The 21404-nt window shown below is 70.4% G+C and carries 18 protein-coding genes; 8 read left to right on the forward strand and 10 right to left on the reverse strand.

The genetic code is table 11. The annotated features are described in order from the left end of the window. The first annotated feature begins 159 nt into the window (after positions 1-159). The 3 genes from AB0L71_RS16785 to AB0L71_RS16795 all read left to right on the forward strand — a co-directional run bounded on the left by AB0L71_RS16785 (position 160) and on the right by AB0L71_RS16795 (position 2556). Positions 160-819 carry a response regulator transcription factor gene (locus tag AB0L71_RS16785; RefSeq protein ID WP_365243328.1) on the forward strand — a complete coding sequence of 220 codons (660 nt, stop codon included), beginning with the start codon at positions 160-162 and terminating at the stop codon, positions 817-819. A 189-nt stretch (positions 820-1008) separates the two neighbouring features. Further along, on the forward strand, positions 1009-1437 hold the full coding sequence (locus AB0L71_RS16790; protein ID WP_365243169.1) for a pyridoxamine 5'-phosphate oxidase family protein: 429 nt from the start codon (positions 1009-1011) through the stop codon (positions 1435-1437). A gap of 126 nt (positions 1438-1563) precedes the next feature. Further along, positions 1564-2556 (forward strand): phosphotransferase, encoded by a 993-nt coding sequence (locus AB0L71_RS16795; protein ID WP_365243330.1) that lies wholly within the window; start codon positions 1564-1566, stop codon positions 2554-2556. A gap of 23 nt (positions 2557-2579) precedes the next feature. Here AB0L71_RS16795 and AB0L71_RS16800 read toward each other — a convergent pair whose 3' ends face one another. Beyond that, the gene (locus AB0L71_RS16800) at positions 2580-4193 is read right to left on the reverse strand and encodes a protein kinase (RefSeq protein WP_365243171.1); all 1614 of its coding nucleotides are present in this window, start codon (positions 4191-4193) and stop codon (positions 2580-2582) included. Between the two features lie 296 nt (positions 4194-4489). Between AB0L71_RS16800 and AB0L71_RS16805 the strand changes: the two genes are divergently transcribed. From AB0L71_RS16805 to AB0L71_RS16815, 3 genes are all read left to right on the forward strand, one after another. Next, complete coding sequence (locus AB0L71_RS16805; RefSeq protein ID WP_365243173.1) at positions 4490-6115, forward strand: protein kinase; 1626 nt, start codon at positions 4490-4492, stop codon at positions 6113-6115. Positions 6116-6408: 293 nt separating this feature from the next. Next, positions 6409-7263 carry a hypothetical protein gene (locus AB0L71_RS16810; RefSeq protein WP_365243175.1) on the forward strand — a complete coding sequence of 285 codons (855 nt, stop codon included), beginning with the start codon at positions 6409-6411 and terminating at the stop codon, positions 7261-7263. A 136-nt stretch (positions 7264-7399) separates the two neighbouring features. Beyond that, the gene (locus tag AB0L71_RS16815) at positions 7400-7945 is read left to right on the forward strand and encodes a bacterial proteasome activator family protein (RefSeq protein WP_365243177.1); all 546 of its coding nucleotides are present in this window, start codon (positions 7400-7402) and stop codon (positions 7943-7945) included. Between the two features lie 245 nt (positions 7946-8190). On the opposite strand, the gene AB0L71_RS16820 is transcribed toward AB0L71_RS16815, so the two are convergent. From AB0L71_RS16820 to pdhA, 7 genes are all read right to left on the reverse strand, one after another. Beyond that, on the reverse strand, positions 8191-9177 hold the full coding sequence (locus tag AB0L71_RS16820) for an NAD(P)H-quinone oxidoreductase (protein ID WP_365243178.1): 987 nt from the start codon (positions 9175-9177) through the stop codon (positions 8191-8193). A gap of 226 nt (positions 9178-9403) precedes the next feature. Beyond that, positions 9404-10540 carry a potassium channel family protein gene (locus AB0L71_RS16825; protein WP_365243180.1) on the reverse strand — a complete coding sequence of 379 codons (1137 nt, stop codon included), beginning with the start codon at positions 10538-10540 and terminating at the stop codon, positions 9404-9406. After that, positions 10498-12513: a molybdopterin-binding protein gene (locus AB0L71_RS16830; RefSeq protein ID WP_365243182.1), complete on the reverse strand. Its 2016-nt coding sequence runs from the start codon at positions 12511-12513 to the stop codon at positions 10498-10500. The genes AB0L71_RS16825 and AB0L71_RS16830 overlap by 43 nt, the downstream gene beginning before the upstream one ends. Beyond that, on the reverse strand, positions 12510-13358 hold the full coding sequence (locus tag AB0L71_RS16835; protein WP_365243184.1) for an NTP transferase domain-containing protein: 849 nt from the start codon (positions 13356-13358) through the stop codon (positions 12510-12512). Before AB0L71_RS16835 ends, AB0L71_RS16830 begins: the two co-directional genes overlap by 4 nt. A 97-nt stretch (positions 13359-13455) precedes the next feature. Beyond that, on the reverse strand, positions 13456-14946 hold the full coding sequence (locus tag AB0L71_RS16840) for a dihydrolipoamide acetyltransferase family protein (protein ID WP_365243186.1): 1491 nt from the start codon (positions 14944-14946) through the stop codon (positions 13456-13458). Further along, positions 14946-15977 (reverse strand): alpha-ketoacid dehydrogenase subunit beta, encoded by a 1032-nt coding sequence (locus tag AB0L71_RS16845; RefSeq protein WP_365243188.1) that lies wholly within the window; start codon positions 15975-15977, stop codon positions 14946-14948. The genes AB0L71_RS16840 and AB0L71_RS16845 overlap by 1 nt, the downstream gene beginning before the upstream one ends. Beyond that, positions 15974-17137 carry a pyruvate dehydrogenase (acetyl-transferring) E1 component subunit alpha gene (pdhA, locus tag AB0L71_RS16850; RefSeq protein WP_365243190.1) on the reverse strand — a complete coding sequence of 388 codons (1164 nt, stop codon included), beginning with the start codon at positions 17135-17137 and terminating at the stop codon, positions 15974-15976. Before pdhA ends, AB0L71_RS16845 begins: the two co-directional genes overlap by 4 nt. A 262-nt stretch (positions 17138-17399) precedes the next feature. On the opposite strand from pdhA, the gene AB0L71_RS16855 reads away from it, so the two are divergent. After that, positions 17400-17906 carry an Lrp/AsnC family transcriptional regulator gene (locus AB0L71_RS16855; protein WP_365243332.1) on the forward strand — a complete coding sequence of 169 codons (507 nt, stop codon included), beginning with the start codon at positions 17400-17402 and terminating at the stop codon, positions 17904-17906. A 130-nt stretch (positions 17907-18036) separates the two neighbouring features. Here AB0L71_RS16855 and AB0L71_RS16860 read toward each other — a convergent pair whose 3' ends face one another. Beyond that, the gene (locus tag AB0L71_RS16860; protein ID WP_365243192.1) at positions 18037-18630 is read right to left on the reverse strand and encodes a TetR/AcrR family transcriptional regulator; all 594 of its coding nucleotides are present in this window, start codon (positions 18628-18630) and stop codon (positions 18037-18039) included. Between the two features lie 123 nt (positions 18631-18753). Between AB0L71_RS16860 and paaN the strand changes: the two genes are divergently transcribed. After that, complete coding sequence (gene paaN / locus AB0L71_RS16865) at positions 18754-20454, forward strand: phenylacetic acid degradation protein PaaN (protein ID WP_365243194.1); 1701 nt, start codon at positions 18754-18756, stop codon at positions 20452-20454. Between the two features lie 174 nt (positions 20455-20628). Here the strand turns inward: paaN and AB0L71_RS16870 are convergent, their stop codons facing one another. Next, on the reverse strand, positions 20629-21354 hold the full coding sequence (locus AB0L71_RS16870) for a TrmH family RNA methyltransferase (RefSeq protein WP_365243334.1): 726 nt from the start codon (positions 21352-21354) through the stop codon (positions 20629-20631). Positions 21355-21404: the final 50 nt, after the last annotated feature.

Genomic DNA, 21404 nt, shown 5'->3' on the forward strand with positions numbered 1-21404 from the left:
CCTGACCTGCGATTTTGCTTGGATTTCCAAGTAAATCGAGAAAGTCGGGAACTCTCGCTGGTCACAGCCTTGGGAACGGCCTCGCAGGCCGCCGGAACAACGGCACGTTATCCCGCCGTTCGGCGGCAGGGAAGAGGTGAATGTGTGAGACTTCGTTTTGTGCATAAACAAGGAAAAATTACCGTTTTTCTGTTGGACGATCATGAAGTGGTCCGGCGCGGAGTCCATGAATTGCTCTCGGGCGAGGACGACATCGAGGTCGTCGGCGAGGCCGGCACGGCGGCGGAGGCGCTGGTCCGCATTCCCGCGACGCGGCCCGATGTGGCGGTGCTCGATGTGCGGCTGCCGGACGGGAGCGGGGTGGAGGTCTGCCGGGAGGTCCGCTCCGAGGACGAGAACATCGCCTGTCTGATGCTGACCTCCTACGCCGATGACGAGGCGCTGTTCGACGCGATCATGGCGGGCGCCTCGGGATACGTGCTGAAGGCGATTCGCGGTAACGAACTGCTGAATGCGGTCCGGGACGTGGCGGCCGGGAAGTCGCTGCTGGACCCGGTGGCGACGGCCCGGGTCCTGGAACGGCTGCGCGACGGCAAGAAGCCCCGGGGCGACGAGAAGCTCGCGGGCCTCACCGAGCAGGAGCGCAAGATCCTCGATCTGATCGGCGAGGGACTGACGAACCGGGCGATCGGCCAGCGCATGCACCTCGCGGAGAAGACCATCAAGAACTACGTCTCCAGCCTGCTCTCCAAGCTGGGCATGGAACGGCGCTCGCAGGCCGCCGCGTACGTGGCCAGACTGCAGGCACAGCAGAGCTGAGCACCGCACGACGGCGGGACGGAACGGGCCGGGCACCGCACGGTGGACCGGCCGGGGAGTGGGCCGGGGCGCCGGTCGGGGCATCGGCCCGGCGCCGACGCCCTTCGGCGATCTTCAGGACTTTGGTCCCGGACCAACCGGGGCCGCCGCCTCTTTTTGCGGCCTCCCCGGTGGGGAAGAGTGAGGGACATGCCTCCTGAGGAAGTCCCCGCGATCGAACTGATCGGCCGCGTCCGGTACGGCCGGCTGGCGACGAGCATGCGCGCCCTGCCGATACTCGCGGTGGCCCGGCACCTCGTGATCGACGGCCGCGTCGTCCTGCGGATGCACGCGGGCCTCGGCTACCACGAGGCCTGCGACGGCGCGGTCGTCGCGTACGGGGCGGACAACCTCGACGCCGCGGCTGCCGGGGACGACGACTACGGGTGGTCCGTGCAGTTCACCGGCCCCGCCGAGATCTTCCGTCCGACGCCCGAGCAGCAGGAGCTCTTCGGTCCCGCTCCCGTGCAGGTGAACGGCGAGCCGTTCGCCCCGGCCCATCTCGCGATCGCGCCGCACTTCGCCTCCGTGCACACTCTGAGCTTTCACGCAAGTCAGCCGTTCAACCACGCAGCGTGATCTAACATCTGGCGAGTGCCGCGCTCATCTGTAACCCTTCCGTCTGCTCCGCCGGCCGACGAGGTGCTGTGCCCGCCCCGGCCCCGTTCGGCCGAGCCCGGTCCGCCCGTACCTCCGGTGGGCGAGGTGCTGCGCCGCTATCCGGACGCCGGTGAGCCCCTCCTCTGCAAGCCGGTCGCCCAGGGCCTGCTGAACCACGGCTATCGCGTCTCCACCACCCGCGGCTCCTACTTCCTCAAGCATCATCTCGACGACTCCACCGGCGACCGCGCCACGATCGTCCGCCAGCACCGCGCCACCCAGCGGCTGCAGTCTCTCGGGGTGCCCGTCGCCCCGCCCGTGGAGGACACCGAGGGCGGCACGGTCGCGGAGATCGGCGGCCGGTGCTACGCCCTGCACCCCTGGGTCGACGGGCTGCACCGGGCCGGTGACCAGCTCACCACCGCCCAGTCACGACGGCTGGGCGCGCTGCTGGGCGCCGTGCACACCGGGCTGGAACAGGTCATGGAGACGGCCACGGGACCCGCGGGACGGTCCGGCGGCTGCCGGAGCCCCGACCCCGCCGACACCTTCGTGCTCATCGAGGACCTGCTGACGGCCGCCCGCCGGCGCCGACGGCGGGACTCCTTCGACGAACTGGCCGAACACCGCCTGCTGGAACGGCGCATCCTGCTGGAACGGCACGCCGACCGCAGACCGCCCACCCCCTGCGTCCCGGCCACCAGCTGGGTGCACGGCGACTTCCACCCGTTGAACGTCCTCTACCGGGACACCGATCCGGTCGCGATCCTCGACTGGGACCGGCTGGGCATCCAGCCGCGCGCGGAGGAGGCGGTACGGGCCGCGGCGATCTTCTTCGTCCAGCCGGCCGGGAAGCTGGAACTGGACAAGGTACGGGCGTACGCCGGGGCCTACCGGCGGGCGGCCGGGGCGGGGCCGGCGGAACTGGCCGCGGCGGTGCACCGGGTGTGGTGGGAGAGGCTCAACGACTTCTGGATACTGCGCTGGCGGTACTGCCTGCACGACCGAAGGGCCGACCCGCAGTTCCCTGCGGTGTCGGCCCTGGCGGTCTGGTGGACGCGCGAGTACGAGGCGGTGTGCGAGGCGTTCACGGGGTGAGACCGTCCCGCGCACCCACCGGGTTACGAGGTGGTGCCGGTGGTGCCGGCCGAACCGGCCGCACCCGCGTTGGTTCCGGAGGCCGAACCCGTGGTGCCGCCTTCGGTCGTGCCCGTGCCGCCGTCCGTGGTGCCGGTGCCGCCGTCCGTCGTGCCCGTGCCGCCGTCCGTGGTGCCGGTGCCGCCGTCCGTCGTGCTCGTACCGCCGTCCGTCGTGCCCGTGCCGCCGTCGGTGGCCGGTCCGGACGGCTCGGTCGTCGGAGGCTCGTAGGTGTCGCTCGGGGTGGCCGACGGGGAGTAGTAGTCCGACGACGGCCTTTGCTGCTGGTTGCCGGTGGAGTTGTCCGGCTGCCGGGTCTCCCCGGTCTGCTCGTCGCTCGGTGAGGACGAGGTCTTCGACGGCTCCGGCGAACTGGAGGTCGAGACCGGTGGCGTGGTGGGCTGCTCCCCGGAGTTGTTCGCCGCGTTGACCGCTATCGCGACACCGGCCACGATCGCGATCAGCGCGAGCACGACGAACAGCCACAGCTTGCCGCGGCCGCCCCCGCCGTGGTGTCCGCCCTCGTAGCCCCCGTCGTCGGGGTTCATCGGCGGCAGGATCGGCCCCTGCGAGGTGTCCCCGTGCTGCGGACGGCTCATCGCCATCGTGCCCCCGGGCATGCCCATGGCCGGGGTGTGGCCGGCCTCGTGCGGGGCGACCGGGCCGGTGTTCCACGTACCCGTGTGGCCACCCTGCACCTGGAGCATCTGCAAGCCGTACTGGACGAGGCCGCGCATCTCCTCGGCGCTCTGGAACCGGTCGTCCGGGTCCTTCGCGAGCGAGCGCATGACCAGCCCGTCCAGCTCGGGCGGAACCGCGTCCAGCACCTCGGACGGCGGGACCGGCATGTCCTGCACATGCTGGTACACCACGGAGAGCGGCGTCTCCCCCGTGAACGGGGGCCGCAGCGCCAGGAGTTCGTAGAGCAGGCAGCCGGTGGCGTAGAGGTCGGACCGGTGGTCGACGGCCTTGCCCAGCGCCTGCTCGGGAGAGAGGTACTGCGGCGTGCCCATGACCATGCCGGTCTGCGTCATCGTCGACTGCGCACCGTGCAGGGCACGCGCGATACCGAAGTCCATCACCTTGACCGCGCCAGAGTTGGTGATGATCACGTTGGCGGGCTTGATGTCACGGTGCACGATGCCGTGCTGGTGCGAGTACGCGAGGGCTTCCAGCACTCCCGAGACGATGATCAGTGCCTGCTCGGGCGGCGGCGCCTCGGCGCTGAGCAGGAGATCACGGATGGTGCGGCCCTCGACGAGCTCCATCACGATGTAGGGGACGGTCTGCCCGCCCACGACGTCCTCGCCGGAGTCGTACACGGCGACGATCGCGTGGTGGTTGAGACCCGCGACGGACTGGGCCTCGCGTGTGAACCGGGCCTTGGAGACCGGGTCCTCGGCAAGGTCGGACCGCAGGAGCTTCACCGCGACCGTGCGCCCCAGTCTGATGTCCTCCGCCGCATATACCTCCGCCATGCCGCCCCGGCCGAGCCGGTGGGTCATCCGGTAACGACCATCACCGACGACGCCGCCGATGCCCCAGGAGTCGGTGCCATCCGAAACTCCGCCGCCGCTTGCTTCGGGTTCGGGTGCCATCAGTCCTCGCCGTCGTATGTGTCCGCGCATCCGCGCGTTCTCACGGTGTCTAGCTGCATTGCTCCGTCACGCTACAGCCTCTCTCGTACCTGCCGTCCCTCCAAAGGGACGGGTCATCCGATCGACCGGTGTGCCTTCCGCGCACTTTCCATGCTCTTCCTGTAACGCTTCAAGGACGCTTCCTGTGCCGAGGGTCACGGAACGGGCACCTGGCTTGACGTGTCGTACCCCTCAGGCAGACTTGGCGCGTCACGGGTCTCACCGCGCCGGGCGCGCGCCGAGGGGGGAAGCACGTCATGAGCCAGGACGGCGCACACGGCGCCCATGGCCGCTACGCGGGCGGTTCGATCGCCGGCGGCCGCTACCAGCTGCGGGACCTGCTCGGTGAGGGCGGGATGGCGTCCGTATACCTGGCGTACGACTCCGCGCTCGACCGCCAGGTCGCGATCAAGACGCTCCACACCGAGCTGGGCCGCGAGCAGTCCTTCCGTGAGCGGTTCCGGCGCGAGGCGCAGGCCGTGGCCAAACTGCAGCACACCAACATCGTCTCGGTCTTCGACACCGGCGAGGACGAGCTCGGCGGCGCGCTGATGCCGTACATCGTCATGGAGTACGTGGAGGGGCAACCGCTCGGTTCCGTTCTCCAGGCGGACATCCGCGACCACGGCGCGATGCCGGCCGACAAGGCGCTCAAGGTGACCGCCGACGTGCTGGCCGCGCTGGACACCAGCCACGAGATGGGCCTGGTCCACCGCGACATCAAGCCCGGCAACGTGATGGTGACCAGGCGCGGTGTCGTGAAGGTCATGGACTTCGGCATCGCCCGCGCCATGCAGTCGGGCGTCACGTCGATGACGCAGACCGGCATGGTCGTCGGCACTCCGCAGTACCTCTCCCCCGAGCAGGCCCTGGGCCGTGGGGTGGACGCCCGCTCCGACCTGTACTCGGTCGGCATCATGCTGTTCCAGCTGCTGACCGGGCGCCTCCCGTTCGATGCGGACTCCCCGCTCGCCATCGCGTACGCGCACGTCCAGGAGGAGCCGGTCGCGCCCTCCACCATCAACCGGTCGATCACCCCGGCGATGGACGCGCTCGTCGCCCGCGCACTGAGGAAGAATCCGAACGAGCGCTTCCCCAGCGCCGCGGCGATGCAGGACGAGATCGCGCGCGTGCTGAGCGCGAGCGGGCAGACGGGTGCCCCGGTGATCGTCGCGGGTGCACCGTCGAACAGCGGCTCGGGCGTCGGCTCGGCGGTCTTCCCGCCGGTCGACCAGTCCACCGCGACGCCGCACGGCGTCCAGACGCCCTACCAGCCGGGCCCGTACCACTCCGGCGCCCAGCCGGGCCCGTACGGTCCGCCGACCCCGGCACCGGCACCTTCGTACGGTTATCCCCAGGCGGCCCCGGCGTACCAGAACCCGGCCCCGATGTCCCCGATGCAGACCCCGCCGCCGTACGCGGTCGCGTCGCAGTCCGGCTCCGGCGGGGGCGGCTCCAAGCGGAACATGCCGGTGGTCGTGGGTTCGATCGTGGTCGCGCTGATCGCCATCGGCGGACTGATCGCGGTTCTCTCGCTGAAGGACGGCACGGGTTCGGGCGGCAACTCCGCGAGCGCATCGCCGGCCGCGGGCGAGCACAAGGATCCGGAGCGGAACCGGACGATGGACACCGAGGACTGCACGGACGCCATGGAGGACAACGACGACCCGAACAAGGTCGACGCCCCGAGCTTCATCTACAAGGACATCCTCTCCGCGAAGGCGTGCGCGGCCGCGGCGGGATGGACGATCAAGCAGATCGAGGTGCCGGGGAACACCTACGCGGAGGACCAGGTCATCGACCAGTTCCCCTCCGCGGGTACCGCGGTTCCCAAGACCGGAGCCCACTTCGAGCTGCGTATCGCGACGGGCGACCCGGCCTGATCGCGACGAGCGGCCTGACACCGGCCGCGGGCCTGATGGGGATGCGGGCGGGCTGACCTGAGGGACGGCCGGGCGGGCCGTGGGCCCGGTGCGCGTGCCGCGGGCGGGCGACGCTCCATGGGCGTGTGTGCAGGGCAGCGCGCGTGTGGCGTCGCGTGTGGCGCCGTGCGTAGGACCTTGTGTGGGGCCGTGCGGGTGACAGCGAACCGTGAGGCGACTTCGGGTATCCGCTGCATCCGAGGTGCCGGTAGACCCGAGATGCCGGACATATCGCCACATGTGACGCTGACCTCATGGCTCTCGGACTTCTCCCCTCCCGGCCCACGAGGTGCGTGGCCTGCCTCATATTGACGGCAGGCGCGACGCTGGGGAGCGCCACCGGCGTGGCGCATGCGGACCGGCGCACTCCCGGCGGAATACCGGGCACGGTCAGCACTCCGACGGTTCCGCCCCTGACCCCACCGGCCGGGCCTTCCGGCCCGTCTTCCGCCGCCCCGCCGTCCTCGACCCCGCCGTCCGCCACCTCGGGTGCCGATCCGACGGGCAAGGCTTCGTTCACTCCTTCGGCCGAACCCTCGACCGCACCGACGGCCTCCCCCTCGGACAGCAGTCCGGCCACCCCTTCCCCGGGAGACGACACGGGCAACACGGGCCATACGGGCGATGACGCGGGCGACGATGCCGACGGCGACATAACGCCCTCTCCGGGCGAGAGTCCGGCCGCCCCCGCGTCCCCGGCTCAGCCTCCGTCCGCCGCTCCGGTCTCCGCACCGCTCTCGGCCTCCCCCTCCCCCAGCTCCTCCGCCTCGGACCCCGGGACCCCGGCCTCCGAGGCGCAGCCTCCGCTCGCCGGGCGCCTGGCCGGCGAGGGGCGGGCCCGGCCCGGACGACAGCTTCCTGCCGGTGAGCCCGCACCCGATGACAGCGCGTTCGACGACCCCGACACGCAGCCCGCGGCGACCGATCCGGGGCCGGCGACAGCCGTGACACCGGCGGCGAGCCCCTTCCCCGAGCCCGGCCGGCCGGCCTCCCGGGCCCTCGGTGCACCGGCCGTGGAGCGGGTGCAGCGGGTGTCGCTGGGGGCCGGAATCACGCTGATAGGGCTGGGGCTGGGCTTCCTGGCCCTCCGCATGCGCCGCCCGGTCTGACACCGGACACAGGACGCCGGCACAGGACCCGCCGCTCACGGACTCACCGACCGATTCGATGCCACCACAGGCGGTGGATCAACCGTTTACGGGGGCACCACCGTCCTGTACGGCAGGTGTGGGAGACAATGACGCCATGGAGATGCCGAGGAATGAACGGTCGCAGGAGCACCCCCAAGTCCTCGTGGTGGGGCAGGACGGCATGGCGATCGGCGGCGGTGGCGCTGACGACGAGTCGCGTGAGGTCCCAGTGACGGAGATGGTCGAACAGCCCGCGAAGGTCATGCGCATCGGCAGCATGATCAAGCAGCTCCTGGAGGAGGTCAGAGCGGCTCCTCTCGACGAGGCGAGCCGGGTCAGGCTCAAGGAGATCCACGCAGGTTCCGTGAAGGAGCTGGAGGACGGTCTCGCGCCGGAGCTGGTGGAGGAGCTGGAACGGCTCTCCTTGCCGTTCACCGAGGACTCGGTGCCCTCCGAGGCGGAACTCCGGATCGCACAGGCTCAGTTGGTGGGCTGGCTGGAGGGTCTCTTCCACGGTATCCAGACGGCGCTCTTCGCCCAGCAGATGGCGGCACGAGCCCAGCTGGAGCAGATGCGGCGTGCCCTCCCGCCGGGGAGCGGGCACGAGGAAGAGGGCGGCGCGGACCAGGGCGGGGCCATCCGGTCGGGCCCGTACCTCTAGTCCTGTCACCGGCACCAGGCCGTACGCCCTGAGAGCCGGCCGCTCCCCCTCCGGTGCGTGTACATCAGTCACTCAGCGACAACGCCAAAGCCCGGCGCACAGGGTCGACGACCTGTGTGCCGGGCACCGTTGTATGTGCTGAGGTTGCGGAGGAGTAAGGGGGTTGAGGGGTGAGGGGGGGTTGAGGGGTGAGGGGGCTACTGACATGCGGTCACCGGCGGAACCCGTGACCGCTCCCGGAACAATCAGTCCACGGGCGTCTGCAGGAGCACCTTCCCGATGTGCCCACTGGACTCCAGCACCCGGTGCGCCTCGGCAGCATCCGACATCGGCAGCGTGCGGTCCACGATCGGCTGTACGACGCCGTCGGCGATCAGCGGCCAGACGTGCTCGCGTACGGCGGCGACGATGGCGGCCTTCTCGGCAAGGGGACGGCCGCGCAGGGAGGTCGCGGTGATGGCGGCCCGCTTGTTCAGTAGGGCACTGAGATTCAACTCGCCCTTGACGCCGCCCTGGAGACCGATGATGGCCAGTCGGCCGTTGACGGCAAGTGCCTTCACGTTCCGGTCCAGGTACTTCGCGCCCATGATGTCGAGGATGACATCGGCACCGACCCCGCCCGTCGCCTTGTGCAGCTCCTCGACGAAGTCCTGCTCCCGGTAGTCGATCAGGATGTCGGCCCCGAGCTCCGCACAGCGCTCCAGCTTCTCCGGTCCGCCCGCGGTCACCGCGACTCGCGCACCCACGGCCTTGGCGAGCTGGATCGCCATCGTGCCGATGCCGCTGGATCCGCCGTGCACCAACAACGTCTCACCGGGGCGCAGATGGGCCACCATGAAGACGTTCGACCAGACGGTGGCCGTCACTTCGGGCAGCGCCGCGGCCCGAGTCAGATCGACCCCGTCCGGTACGGGCAGCAACTGGCCGGCGGGCACGGCAACCTTCTCCGCGTAGCCGCCGCCCGCCAGGAGCGCACACACCTCGTCGCCGACCGCCCAGCCGGTGACGCCGGGCCCGAGCGCGGTGATGCGGCCCGCGCACTCCAGGCCCGGGTACGGGGATGCGCCGGGGGGCGGGTTGTAGAACCCCTGCCTCTGCAGCACGTCGGCGCGATTGACCGCACTGGACACGACGTCGACGAGAACCTCGCCCTCGCCCACCACCGGATCCGGCACCTCGGCCCATACGAGCGCCTCGGGGCCACCGGGTTCAGGAATCGTGATCGCATACATGGCGGCGAGGCTACTCCGTGGGATGTCCCGGACGATGTCGTCGCGACGGCAGGCCTCGGGACAACCTGTGCGGCGGGCCGCGTCCATGGAGGCGGGCCGGGCTGGGCCGGGCTGGGCCGGCGGCGCAGCCCGGCCCGCGACACCGGAGGCACGAGGCCCGGCGCACGACACCGGCTTGCCCTGCCGGTCCGCGGGAGCTCACCGCGACCGGTTGCGCGCGGCCCGGCTACGGCAGTGGCGTGCCCGTGGGCGGAGGGGTCAGCGGTGGCTCATTCGTGGCACGCACGATGGTGATCAGGCGGTCCGTCAACTGCAGGGGGCTGGCGGCCGGATCGTCGTATCCGAGCAGCCGATGTCCGCGCAGCACACTGACCACGAGATCGTCGGTCTCCCGGACGCTCTTCCCTACCTCGGCCTTTATCACCGGCCGCTCGACGAGATCGAGCCCGCTGCCCTGCTGGATCAGGTCCTCCATCACCGTGCCCGCGCTGGGGCTGAGCACAGAGAGACCGAGCAGCCGGCCCGCCGCACTGGCACTGGTGATCACGGCGTCCGCACCGGACTGACGGAGCAGCGGAGCGTTCTCCTCCTCGCGCACCGCGGCGACGATCTTCGCACCTCGGTTGAGCTGCCGCGCGGTCAAGGCCACCAGCACCGCCGTGTCGTCGCGCTGGGTGGCGATGATGATCTGACGCGCCTTCTGGAGTTCGGCCCGCAGCAGGACCTCGCTGCGTGTCGCGTCACCGACCACACCCACGAAGCCCTCGGCGTTGGCGATCTCTATCACCTTGGTCGCCGGGTCGACGATGACGATCTGTTCCTTCTTCAGGCCGGTGGCCCGCAAGGTCTGGATGGCTGATCGGCCCTTGGTGCCGAAGCCCACGACAACGGTGTGGTCACGCAAGTTGGTTCTCCAACGCTTCAGCCGGAAATCCTCCCGGGTCCGTTCGGTGAGGACCTCGAGAGTGGTGCCGACCAGGATGATCAGGAAGAGCACCCGCAGCGGTGTCACGAGCACCACATTGGTGAGCCGGGCAGCGTCCCCGTACGGGGTGATGTCGCCGTAGCCGGTGGTGGAGAGGGTGACCGTCGCGTAGTACACCGAGTCCAGCAGGCCGACCTTGCCGTCGGCGGCGTCGTGATAGCCGCCACGGTCGAGCCAGACGATCAGCACCGTGACGGCAAGCACCATCAACGCCATCATCAGCCGCTTGGCGACCTGCCGCGCCGGCCCTTCGGTGACCCTGCGCGGGAGCGACACCCGTGTGGGTGCGACATACTCGTCGGCATGCCTGGCCATCGCATCATGGCCGGGAAGTTTCACGTGAAACACCCTTCCGTCCACGGCGTCGCCGAGGCCCACGGCAGATCGAGGATCTCCACCTCGGTGCCGGACCGTACCCCGCCCGGTGGCACGACGGCCAGCCCGTCCGCCGCGGCAATCCCCCGCAGCATCGCCGGACCGTTGTAGCGCAGCGGTATGACGTACTCGGCACCGGTGCCGGTTCCCGTGTCTCTGGGGGCTCCGGGGGCTCCGGGGGTGCCCATGCCGTTCCTGGTGCCGCCCGCACGGCCCGCATAGCCTGCGCCGCCCGCCCCGCCTCCACGACGGACGACGGGCACCAGGCGGGTGTCATGCGGGTGCCCGTGCACCTCGTGGCGTACGGGCACCCGGTGCGGCGCCCGGGGCGTGTGACCCGCCAGCCCACGGAGCAGGGGCTCGGCGAGCGTGAGGAGCCCGGAGACGGCGGCCAGCGGGTTGCCGGGCAGTCCGACCAGATGAGGGCCCGACTCCCCGTTCTCCGCTCCGAGCCTGGCCAGCAACATCGGGTGACCGGGGCGGACGGCGACGCCGTCGACCAGCAGCTCGGCCCCGATCTCGGCGAGGACCGGGTGGACGTGGTCGACGGGACCCGCGGCCGTACCCCCGGTGGTGATGACCAGGTCGGCGTCGGAGGTGGTGAGGGCACGCCGGAGAGCCGCCGCGTCGTCACCGAGACGCTGCGGCGCGGAGACTTCGGCGCCCAGCGCGCGCAGCCAGGGGCCGATCATCGGGCCGAGCGCGTCGCGGATCAGTCCGTCCTGCGGCAGGCCGCTGGTCAGCAGTTCGTCGCCGAGGACGAGGACGTCGACGCGGGGGCGGGGAACGGTGACGAGTTCGTCGTACCCCGCGGCCGCGGCAAGCCCCAGGACAGCGGGTGTCACCAGAACTCCGGCGGGAAGGAGCTGGTCCCCGGAGCGGCATTCCTGACCGCAAGGCCTGATGTCCTGCCCGGGATGCACCTGCTGCTTCGCATGAAGCAGCCCCTTGGCCTCGTCCACGCGGGCATGTTCGCTGCGGATGACGGCATTGGCGTCCATCGGGATGCGAGCGCCAGTGGCGATCCGTACGGCTTCGCCGTCGGGAAGCGCGGCGAGGGCGCTGTGCCCGGCGAGGATGCCCAGGTCCCGGCCCGGACGCCGGCCTGTGCCCGGGGCCTCGGAGCCCTTCCCGTCGTTTCCGGCCCTTTCGGTTTCGCGGATGATCCACGGCCCCGGTCCGGTGACGACCCAGCCGTCCATGGCGGAGGTGTCGAACGACGGCAGATCGGTGAGTGCGATCAGGGGCTCGGCAATGACATGACCGAGCGCTTGGTCCAGCGGAAGCCGCAGGGTACGGGCAGGAGCGTCACGGCCTGATCGTGCCGCGAGAGCGCGCGCCTCCCGCCAGGGCGTCGCCCGTCCGCGCCGGTCGCTTCCGTGGGGCCGGCCGGTGCCCCGGCTCGGCGTCGAGGGCATGGGCTGAGCTGCTCGCGCGGGCTTTTCGGCGCAGTGGGGCCGGTCGGTGGGCTCCTGCTCCTCCTGCTCCGAGGAGCGGGAGCCGGCGCGGTGGGAGGGATCCTCGGCGCGGGGCCGGCCCTCGGCGTGGGACCGGCCCTCGGCATGGGACCGGCCCTCGGCATGGGACTGGTCCGCGGCGTGGGACTGGTCCGAGGGCCGCGAGCGGCGGGTGGAGCCGGACTGGCTCGATGACTGACGCCCGACCAGGGCGAGGGCCTGTTCGAAAGCCAGGTCCTCCTCGGAGGCCCGAAGCTCCTTGGGACTCCGTCCTCGGTCCGCCGTCGGAGGACGGTCGATCGTCGGCGCGAAGGGACCCGCCGGAGGCGAGTCGATCACCGAGGACCAGTCGGCCACCGAAGAAGAATCGACCACCGAGGAGCAGTCGGCCACCGAAGGAGAATCGATAACCGAGGAGCAGTCGGCCACCGAAGGCGAGGGGGCCGCCGAAGGCCCACCGCTCTTCGACGCCGCGTCGGCCGCGGGATCCCGGTCGGACCTGCCGTCATGAGCTGTCATTGCGTCTCGTTCTCATCCGCCCACCGAAGGGCGAGCGCGGTGGCCTTGCGGGCGGCCTCGGCCACTGCCTCCTGGCCGTCGCTGTCAGCGCTCGCCTTCGCCGCCGCGTACCCGACCAGGAAGGTCGTCAACGGTGCGGCGGGGCGGGCGACGCCATGAGCGGCATCACGGGCGAGATCCAGCAGGACATCGGTGTCGACGTCCAGCTCGATGCCCAGTTCGGTCTTGACTGCGGTGATCCATTCGTCCAGCACGGTCCCATGCTCTCTGATCCGGGCACGGGCCGACGCGATGTCCTCCCAGGTGTCGCAGTCGAAGGAGGCGAGAGGATCGGCCTCCACCCGGACCAGGTCGAGCTCGTTCGTCAGCAACCGCAGAGGAAGCCCGGACAGGTCGCCGTGCTCGGTGGCGAGCAGCGCGAGTTCGCGGCGCAGCGATTCCCCGCGATAGACGGCGACGAGAGGTTGGTCGCGACCGTCCCGATCCGTGCACAGAGCCCCGTCCCCCGTCCCGTCACCGGCGGCGGCCAGGAGTGCTCCGACCGTGCTCGGCCCGAGGAACGGGAGGTCGGCGGAGAGCACGACAACCCATTCCGCCTCGGTGTGCCGCACCCCTGCCCCGAGGGCGGCCAGCGGGCCACCGCCCTGTGGTTCTTCGCGCGTCCAGGTCACTGTGCGTACCGTGGGGCGCCGCCCGCCCACCACCACGGCGGTCGAGGCGCCGGCGCAGGCCGCGAGCACCCGGTCGAGCAACGCACGCCCACCGACCCGGATTCCGGGCTTGTCGGCGCCGCCGAGCCTCCTGGCAGCCCCTCCGGCAAGGACGATTGCGTCATACACGGTCATGCATCCGAGTATGCGGGCCGCAGCCTCCCGTCGATCCTCCCCCTCCTCGAATCCCGCGGATCCAGCGCAGGAAACGGGAGCCCGCGACCGTTTCCTCCTACAACGTGCGCAGCAGCACAGCCGGTTGTTCCACGCAGTCGGCCACGTAGCGCAGGAAGCCACCTGCCGTACCGCCATCGCAGACCCGATGGTCGAAGGTCAGCGAGAGCTGGACGACCTGGCGTACGGCCAGCTCGCCCCCGTGCACCCACGGCTTCGGGACGATCCGGCCGACGCCCAGCATCGCCGCCTCCGGATGGTTGATGATCGGCGTCGAGCCATCGACCCCGAACACCCCGTAGTTGTTCAGCGTGAACGTCCCGCCGGTCAGTTCCGCCGGGCTGATTCTCCCGGTCCGGGCAGCCTCGGTCAGCCGGGCGATCTCGGCCCCGATCGACTCCGTGTTCCGGGCCTGCGCGTCCCGGACGACGGGCACGACCAGCCCCCGCTCGGTCTGGGCGGCGAACCCGAGATGGATCTCGGGCAGCCGCACGATCTCCCGCGCCTCAGGATCCACCACGGAATTGAGTTCGGGGAATCGGGCCAGCGCAGCGGTACAGATACGTGCCAGCAGGGCGAGTACCGACACCTTGGGTCCGGCGGCCGGACCACCGGCACGGTTCATCGCGGACCTGACCGCCATGAGTTCGGTGGCGTCGGCATCCACCCAGCACGTGGCATCGGGGATCTCCCGCCGGCTGCGGGCCAGTTTGTCGGCCACCGCGCCCCGCACACCGCGCAACGGGATCCGCTCCACTGCCGGCCCCGCAGCCCTCTCGGCCAACGCCGACCGCACCTGTGAAGGCGAGGTCACTGCCGCAATCGGCTCCGGTGCCGGCGGGACCGCGGTCGGGGCCTGGGCGGACACCGCAGCCCCCGCTGCCGACGCCTTGATCGCGGACTCGACGTCGGACCGCAGGATCAGCCCGTCAGGGCCGGATCCGGTGAGTTGCCGCAGATCGAGATCATGCTGCCTCGCCAGTTTCCGCACCAGCGGGGAGACGACGGCCACCGGCCCCTGCACCACATTCGGAGCCGCCCCGGACGCCCCAGCCGTCTGTGCGGCACCAGGCGTCGCCAACGCTTCGGGACGGACCCTCCGGCGGCGCGCTGCCGGTGCACCGGTCCCGTACCCGACCAGTACGTTCCCCGACTTGCCCGACTGTTCCGTCTCCCCGGAACCGCAACCCGCGCTGTCAGGGCAGCCGTCCGGCCCTCCCGTCGACGCCTCCGCCCCGGAACCAGTGCCTGGCCTCGCGTCCGACCCCGGCCCCACCGGCCCCATGACTCCCAGATCCGCCCCGGACCCCACAGCCACCGTCAGAAGCGGTGCCCCGACCGGCAGTTCCGTACCCTCCTCACCAAACCGTGCGGTCACCACGCCCCCGTACGGGCACGGCACCTCCACCATCGCCTTGGCCGTCTCCACCTCGACGACCGGCTGGTCGATGGCGACGACATCACCGACCTCCACCAACCAGCGCACGATCTCCGCCTCGGTGAGTCCCTCGCCGAGATCCGGCAGCTTGAACTCGCATACCTGGGGCATCAGCTCTCCGCCTCCCACTGCAGGCGGGCCACCGCGTCGAGCACCCGGTCCACGCCCGGCAGGTGGTGCCGCTCCTGCATCGGCGGCGGATACGGAATGTCGAACCCGGTGACCCGCAGCACCGGAGCCTCCAGATGGTGGAAGCAGCGCTCGGTGACCCGGGCCGCGATCTCGCCGCCCGGACCGCCGAAACCGGAGGACTCATGGACGACGACGGCGCGTCCGGTGCGCCGGACCGAAGCCGCGACGGTCTCGTCGTCGAACGGCACCAGCGAGCGCAGATCGACCACTTCGAGGTCCCAGCCCTCTTCGACGGCTGCTTCAGCGGCCTCCAGACAGACCGGCAGCGAGGGCCCGTACGTGATCAGGGTGGCACTGCGCCCGGGCCGTCGGACGACAGCCCGCCCGACGGGCTCCACGGCCACCGGCGCGTCCGGCGACCAGTCGGCCCTGGACCAGTAGAGCCGCTTGGGTTCCAGGAAGACCACAGGGTCGTCGGAGGCGATCGACGCCCTCAGCAGTCCATACGCGTCCTCGACCGTCGCCGGCGTGACGACGTGGAGGCCGGGCGTCGCCATGTAGTACGCCTCCGAGGAGTCACTGTGATGCTCGACCCCGCCGATCCCGCCGCCGTACGGCACCCGGACCGTGATCGGCAAAGGCATGGCTCCGCCCGTCCGGTTCCGCATCTTGGCGACGTGGCTGAGGAGCTGCTCGAAGGCCGGGTAGGCAAAGGCATCGAACTGCATCTCCACCACGGGCCGCAGCCCGTACATCGCCATGCCGACGGCCGTGCCGAGGATGCCCGCCTCGGCCAGCGGGGTATCCGTACAACGGTCCTCGCCGAACTCCTTCGTCAGACCGTCGGTGATCCGGAACACCCCGCCGAGCGTGCCCACGTCCTCGCCGAGAACGTGTACCGCCGGGTCCTCCGCCATCGCGTCGTGCAACGCCCGCCCGAGGGCCTGCGCCATGGTGGCGGGTCGGGCCTTCGCCCTGGGTTCTTCGGCCGGTGCCGCTGCGGTGGTCATCGCCCCTCCTCCACGCCTTCGTGGCCGTGCCGGTCCTGCCCGGCCTCCAGCTCGACACGCAACCGGGCGGCCTGCTCCCGCAGTTGCGTGGTCTGTTCCGCGTACACATGGGAAAAGAGAGCCATCGGGTCCAGCACCGGGTCGGTGTTCATCCGCTCGCGCAAGGCCGCCGCCATCCGTTCCGCGGCCGCGTGCGCCTCCCTCATCGCATCCTCACCGAGCAGTCCCCGCCCGGTCAGCTCCTGTTCCAGAAGCAGGATCGGATCGTGCGCACGCCACGCCTCCACTTCACTGTCGCTTCGGTAGCGCGTGGCGTCGTCGGCGTTCGTATGGGCATCCAGGCGGTACGTCACCGCCTCGACGAGCGTCGGACCGCCACCGCTCCGGGCCCGTGCCACCGCATCGCCGAGGACCTGATGCACGGCGGCCACGTCATTGCCGTCCACCAGCCGCCCCGGCATTCCGTATCCCACGGCCTTGTGCGCCAGGGACGGAGCCGCAGTCTGCTTGGCCAGCGGTACGGAGATCGCGAAGCCGTTGTTCTGCACGAGGAAGACGACCGGGGCACGCCAGACCGCCGCGAAATTCAGCGCCTCGTGGAAATCGCCCTCGCTGGTCCCGCCGTCCCCGACCATGGCCAGCGCCACCACGTCGTCGCCCTTGAGGCGTGCCGCGTGCGCCAGACCCACCGCGTGCGGCAGCTGCGTGGCAAGGGGGGTGCAGAGGGGGGCGATGCGGTGCTCGCGCGGGTCGTATCCGGTGTGTCGGTCGCCGCGGAGCAGGGTCAGTGCTTCGACCGGGTCCAGGCCACGCGCCACGGCCGCCAGCGTGTCGCGATAGCTGGGAAACAGCCAGTCCCGCTCCTTCAGCACCAGCGCCGCCGCTATCTCGCAGGCCTCCTGCCCGGTGCTCGACGGGTAGACGGCGAGCCGGCCCTGTTTCGTGAGTGCGGTGGCCTGCGCGTTGTACCGCCGGCCGCGCACCAGCTCCGCGTAGAGACGCAGCAGCAGCTCGGGGTCGGCATCGGCCACGGCGTCCGTACCGAGCACCCGGTACGGCTCGGGGTCCGGGAGCAGCGGCGCGGGATCGGTGAGCGGCTTCCAGGCCGGGGGCGGCGTGGGCCGGTAAGCAGCCGCGCCGGGCAGCTCTTGGACCGTCATGACAAGCACCTCCTGGCATCAAGGGTTTCGAGCGGCGTACGAGGGCATCGGAGGATGATCCGGCGCCGACAGGGTTCGAAATACATCGAAATGTCGAGACTGCACGAGGCGCGGATGTGGTGTGCCTCACCTACCGATTGTTCGGTCGCGGGCGCATTTTGGCTACAGGCACCTTCAGCCTGTGGACAAACGGTTCTCCACAGCCTGGGATGGGGACAGGTCGTCCAGGACAGGGAGGCACGGGCGCATGTCAGCTGAACAAATGGCCGCCGGGGACGAGGAACCCGGCCGGCTGCCGCCCGCGCGGCCGCTCGACGCCATCGACCATGACATCCTGCGACTGCTCCAGACGGATGGCCGTGCCTCGATACGGTCGGTGGCCGATCGCGTCCATGTGTCCCGGGCCAATGCCTATGCCCGAATCAACCGGCTCATCGACGACGGCGTGATCCGCGGTTTCAGCGCGCGCGTGAACCATGAGCGGGCGGGCCAGGGCGCCTCCGCGTACATCACACTCAAGATCGTCCAGAATTCCTGGCGCACCGTGCGCGAGCAGCTCCAGGCACTGCCGGGGGCCACCCACATCGCACTGGTCAGCGGCGACTTCGATGTCCTGCTCCTGGTGCACACACAGGACAACAGGTCGCTGCGCGAGCTGGTCCTGACCCGAATCCAGGCCATCCCCGAGGTGCTCTCCACTCGCACTCTTCTGGTGTTCGAGGAAACGGACCTGGCTTTGGGCCCGACCAGGCCCACGGAGCTGACCTGACGGAAACCGGACAGAGCGGGGACGGCACCACGAGCAGCACGGCAACGGACGCGATACCGGGAGCACGCAGGGCAGCGACCACGCCGGCGAACGAGCTCCGGACCCGTCCGGCCGCCAACCGCTCAGCGACTCAGCGGTTGGACCGCATCCCCTCGAAAGCCACTCGGACCAGCGTGTCCGCGAGTCGCTCCTCGTCGACACCGCCGTCCGGCTGCGGCCGATACCACTCCACCAGGGAGTTGACCATCCCGAAGAGCAGCCGGGTCACCAGCCGTATGTCCATGTCGGAGCGGAGATCGCCGTCCTTGACCGCCGCCCTGAGCAGCTCGGTCACCCGGTGGTCGAACTCACGGCGCCGCTCCATGGCCCAGCGTTCGGTCTGCGTATTGCCCCGCACGCGCAACAGCAGTGTCACATAAGGAAGTTCGGCTATCAGCACATCGACGGTACGGCGGGTGACGTACTCGACACGCTCGATCGCGCGCCCCTGCGTCGCTCCCGGCTCGTCGAGGATTCCGAAGAGTCCGTCCAGTGCCCGGCTCACCGCACGGCGGAGCAGTTCCTCCTTGCCCGCGACGTGGTGGTAGATGGAGGACTTGGAGATGCCTGCCGCCTTGGAGAGATGCTCCATGGACGTGCCGTCGTAGCCGCGCTCGTTGAAGACACGGACGGCGACGGTGAGCAGGGTCTCCGGGGTGTACGTGTCCCGCTTGGCCGTGGTCATGTCCGCGATCCTCCCCTACGAGTTGTCCACAGGTTTGGCGGGCCCCCTTGTCCCGACCGATCGTTCGGTTACTCTAACTCTGTCCGCCCGTCCCTGCCCAGCTCGATGAGGAGTTGGTCCGTCATGGCCGCCGAGCTCTCCCCGCACCTGTTGTCCGAGAAGCACCGCCCCACGCTCGACCAGGCCCTCGACGCGATCCGTGCGCGCGCCTACTGGTCCCCGCACCCCGAGCATCCGAAGGCGTACGGCGAGGGAGGCGCCCCTGGCAGCCTGAGCGCCGCCGAGGGCAAGGCCGCTTTCGACGCCGTCCTGCACACCCGGCTCGACCTCGGCCAACCGGGCACCGACGGCTGGACCGGCGGAGAGACCTCTCCGTACGGCCCGGAGCTGGGCGTCGAGTATCCGCACGCCGACCCGGACGTCCTGATTCCGGCCATGCGCGCGGGAATGGCCGCCTGGCGGGCGGCAGGACCCGAGACGAGGGCACTGGTCTGTCTGGAGATCCTGGCTCGGATCAGCGCCAGGACCCATGAGTTCGGCCAGGCCGTGATGCACACCAGTGGCCAGGCCTTCCTGATGGCGTTCCAGGCGGGCGGCCCACACGCCCAGGACCGCGGCCTGGAGGCGGTGGCCTATGCGTACGAGGAGCAGATCCGCACGCCGCAGAACGCCGACTGGTCCAAGCCCCAGGGCAAGCGCGACCCGCTCCGGCTGCACAAGTCGTTCACCGCGGCACCCCGCGGCATCTCGCTCCTGATCGGCTGCAACACGTTCCCCACGTGGAACGGCTATCCGGGGCTCTTCGCCTCCCTGGCCACCGGAAATCCTGTCCTGGTCAAGCCCCATCCACGCGCCGTGCTTCCGCTGGCGCTCACGGTCCAGCTGGCCCGCGACGTGCTGGTCGAGGCGGGCTTCGATCCCAACCTGGTCGCCCTGGCCGCCGAACGGCCTGGCGAGGGCATTGCGAAGACCCTCGCCCTGCGCCCCGAGATCAAGATCATCGACTACACCGGGTCCCCCGCCTTCGGCGAGTGGCTGGAGGCCAATGCCCGCCAGGCCCAGGTCTACACGGAAAAGGCCGGGGTCAACACCATCGTCCTCGACTCCACCGACGACTACCGGGGAATGCTCGCCAACCTGGCGTTCTCGCTCTCCCTGTACAGCGGCCAGATGTGCACCACACCGCAGAACCTGCTGATCCCCCGCGCCGGCATCACGACCGACGCCGGCGACAAGACCTACGACGAGGTCATCGAGGACATCGCCGCCGCGGTCGACGGTCTGCTGGGCGACGACGCCCGGGCGAACGGACTGCTCGGCGCCCTGGTGAACCCTGACGTGAAGGCGCGTCTCGAGGCGGCCGAGGAACTGGGTGAAGTCGCCCTGCGCTCTCGAGAGGTGGTCAACCCCGACTTCCCCGACGCCGTGGTCCGCACCCCTGCCGTCGTGAAACTGGACAGCGCCAAGCCCGATGACGAGGAGCACTTCCTGTCGGAGTGCTTCGGACCGGTGTCCTTCGCGGTAGCGGTCGACTCGACGGCCGACGCCGTGGAGTTGCTCCGCCGCACGATCCGCGACAAGGGCGCGATGACCGTAGGCGCCTACTCCACCTCACCTGAGGTGGAGCGCGCGGTGGAAGACGTCTGCCTGGAGGAATCGGCCCAGCTCTCGCTGAACCTGACTGGCGGGGTATACGTCAACCAGACCGCGGCGTTCTCCGATTTCCACGGCTCGGGCGGCAATCCGGCAGCGAACGCGGCGCTGTGCGACGGAGCCTTCGTCGCAAACCGGTTCCGTATGGTGGAAGTCCGCCGCCAGGCGTAGACCCTTCCATGCCCCGGGCGCCTCTGCTCTCTTCGCGTTCGGGGCGGAGTCCGGGCCGCTCCCTCGGACAGGACAGGGAGCGGCCCGGACAAGGCAGAGGGAAGGGCCAGGGCCGGGCACGGGCTCGGCAGGCGACCGCGCCCCCCACGTCTCGCCTTCGCCCACCCCGCCCGCTCAGAGTCCCGGGCCGCTCCCGGCCCCGGGCTCCCGCCCCGCCTCCGGGATCTCCGCATAGCGCTGCACCCATGCATGCATGGCAATCGCGGCCGCGGCTCCCGCGTTGATCGACCGCGTCGATCCGAACTGCGCAATGGAGCACACCATCTCCGCGTGCTCGCGAGCCTCCTCGGTCAGTCCGGGCCCTTCCTGCCCGAAGAGCAGCACACACCGCCGCGGCAGCTCGGTCCGTTCCAGCGGCACGGCCCCAGGCAAGTTGTCGATCCCGATGATCGGCAGTCCCTCCGCCCCCGCCCACGCGGTCAGCGATTCCGTGTCGGGGTGGTGCCTCACATGCTGGTACCGGTCGGTGACCATCGCACCACGCCGATTCCAGCGCCGCCGCCCCACGATGTGGATCTCCTTGGCGAGGAAGGCGTTCGCCGTACGCACAACGGAGCCAATATTGAAATCGTGGCCCCAGTTCTCGACCGCCACATGGAAGTCGTGCCGCCGCAGGTCCAGATCGGCGACGATCGCCTCCCGTGTCCAGTACCGGTAGGCGTCGCCCACGTTGCGCCGGTCGCCGTGCGCCAACAGCTCGGGGTCGTACCGGTCGCCCACCGGCCAGGGAAGCGGATGTGGCCCGACGCCGATCTCCGCCCCGAATCCGTCGTCGTACTGCAGGGGCTCCGTCGCCGACGCGGCGCCAACGATAGGTTCACGCGCCGACGAATCCTCGATCGGCGATCGCCCGCCGGTACCCGCGATACTGCCTGTGCTGCCACTTCTGC

It is taken from the genome of Streptomyces sp. NPDC052052, assembly GCF_040680455.1.
Taxonomy (GTDB): Bacteria; Actinomycetota; Actinomycetes; order Streptomycetales; family Streptomycetaceae; genus Streptomyces.

Coding starts and splice junctions, on each gene's coding strand:
- AB0L71_RS16855 (WP_365243332.1), top strand. CDS start 17,400: ATGGCCGCCGGGGACGAGGAACCCGGCCGGCTGCCGCCCGCGCGGCCG.
- AB0L71_RS16845 (WP_365243188.1), bottom strand. CDS start 15,977: ATGACCACCGCAGCGGCACCGGCCGAAGAACCCAGGGCGAAGGCCCGA.
- paaN (WP_365243194.1), top strand. CDS start 18,754: ATGGCCGCCGAGCTCTCCCCGCACCTGTTGTCCGAGAAGCACCGCCCC.
- AB0L71_RS16800 (WP_365243171.1), bottom strand. CDS start 4,193: ATGGCACCCGAACCCGAAGCAAGCGGCGGCGGAGTTTCGGATGGCACC.
- AB0L71_RS16820 (WP_365243178.1), bottom strand. CDS start 9,177: ATGTATGCGATCACGATTCCTGAACCCGGTGGCCCCGAGGCGCTCGTA.
- AB0L71_RS16830 (WP_365243182.1), bottom strand. CDS start 12,513: ATGACAGCTCATGACGGCAGGTCCGACCGGGATCCCGCGGCCGACGCG.
- AB0L71_RS16790 (WP_365243169.1), top strand. CDS start 1,009: ATGCCTCCTGAGGAAGTCCCCGCGATCGAACTGATCGGCCGCGTCCGG.
- AB0L71_RS16860 (WP_365243192.1), bottom strand. CDS start 18,630: ATGACCACGGCCAAGCGGGACACGTACACCCCGGAGACCCTGCTCACC.
- AB0L71_RS16835 (WP_365243184.1), bottom strand. CDS start 13,358: ATGACCGTGTATGACGCAATCGTCCTTGCCGGAGGGGCTGCCAGGAGG.
- pdhA (WP_365243190.1), bottom strand. CDS start 17,137: ATGACGGTCCAAGAGCTGCCCGGCGCGGCTGCTTACCGGCCCACGCCG.
- AB0L71_RS16810 (WP_365243175.1), top strand. CDS start 6,409: ATGGCTCTCGGACTTCTCCCCTCCCGGCCCACGAGGTGCGTGGCCTGC.
- AB0L71_RS16840 (WP_365243186.1), bottom strand. CDS start 14,946: ATGCCCCAGGTATGCGAGTTCAAGCTGCCGGATCTCGGCGAGGGACTC.
- AB0L71_RS16805 (WP_365243173.1), top strand. CDS start 4,490: ATGAGCCAGGACGGCGCACACGGCGCCCATGGCCGCTACGCGGGCGGT.
- AB0L71_RS16815 (WP_365243177.1), top strand. CDS start 7,400: ATGGAGATGCCGAGGAATGAACGGTCGCAGGAGCACCCCCAAGTCCTC.